This window comes from Mesorhizobium kowhaii (assembly GCF_042431665.1).
In the GTDB taxonomy this organism is placed as follows: Bacteria; Pseudomonadota; Alphaproteobacteria; order Rhizobiales; family Rhizobiaceae; genus Mesorhizobium; species Mesorhizobium kowhaii.
This window is the reverse complement of record NZ_JBHLYT010000135.1, coordinates 1-940: the sequence shown is the minus strand read 5'-3', so window position 1 is coordinate 940 and position 940 is coordinate 1. Positions and strand designations below refer to the sequence as shown.

Sequence of the window (940 nt, the reverse complement as noted above, 5' to 3'; positions counted from 1 at the left end):
AAGCTCGAGCGTTTCGGCATCGCGGCGCGCAGGCCCCACATCAGCCAGTAGGCGCCGGCATGCAGGAACAGCCGGAACTGGTTGGCCGTCGCTCTTGTGCAGGAGGTGCGGTCGGCGGCGAGATGCGTCTTCCACGACTTGATGTGGTTCTCGGCAGCGCCGCGCCGGCAGTAGACATCCTCGTAGAGCGCCTTGGCCTTGCCACTTGCAAGGTTGGTGACGACGAAGCGGGTATCGGCACCTTGGGCGCCGACCTCGACGCGGGCGATGATGCGCTCTACGCGGCTCCAACTGGCGGCGCCGTCAAAAAACTCCTTGAAGCGGCGGACCTTGTTCGTCTTCGATGCTTCAAGGCGCGCCATCGTGCTGCTCTCCAGGTCCGCGACATGCTTGCGCATCTGCCCGTTGGGGTTCCCGAGAGCACGGAGCACCACTTATCGTTCATATCGAGCTGCAGATCGACGCCGGGGACCAGCCGAGCCTCGAAGTTCTTTCCGGAAAGTGAAAGCAGTTTGGCAAGGTCGCCGCCTACGCCGGCCTGACCGCTGACAAACAGCGGCTGTTCGACGTGAACGCCATTGCCCGCCTGGGTCACGACAAGAGGGCCATCAGTTTTGATATCAGCATGCCAATGATAGTCGGCGCATTGGTTCGTAGTGCCAATGCTCGGAGCGGTAATATCTGGCACCTCGGCGCAAACACGCACGCCGACAACCCAGCGGCATTCGGTATGATGGTCCAAATGTCCCCCTTCAATGTGAGGAATGCCGACACATCCGATGTGACCATCTCCATGCACTGGAACGGATTGCGGTATCTTCGATTGCGCCGCTCGCACTAGTACCTCTGCACAGAGGTTATGACGGGTTGAACCGGCTGAAGTTTGGGTAGGATGTCGTGGTCGACGAGCAGTTGGATGCTGCGCGCGACACCTGGTTGC

The 940-nt window shown here is 60.6% G+C and carries 1 pseudogene; it reads right to left on the bottom strand.

What is annotated here, in order from left to right:
* Positions 1-395, bottom strand: a pseudogene (locus ACFFNA_RS36050) (transposase); the annotation flags it as partial.
* Between the last annotated feature and the right edge of the window lie 545 nt (positions 396-940).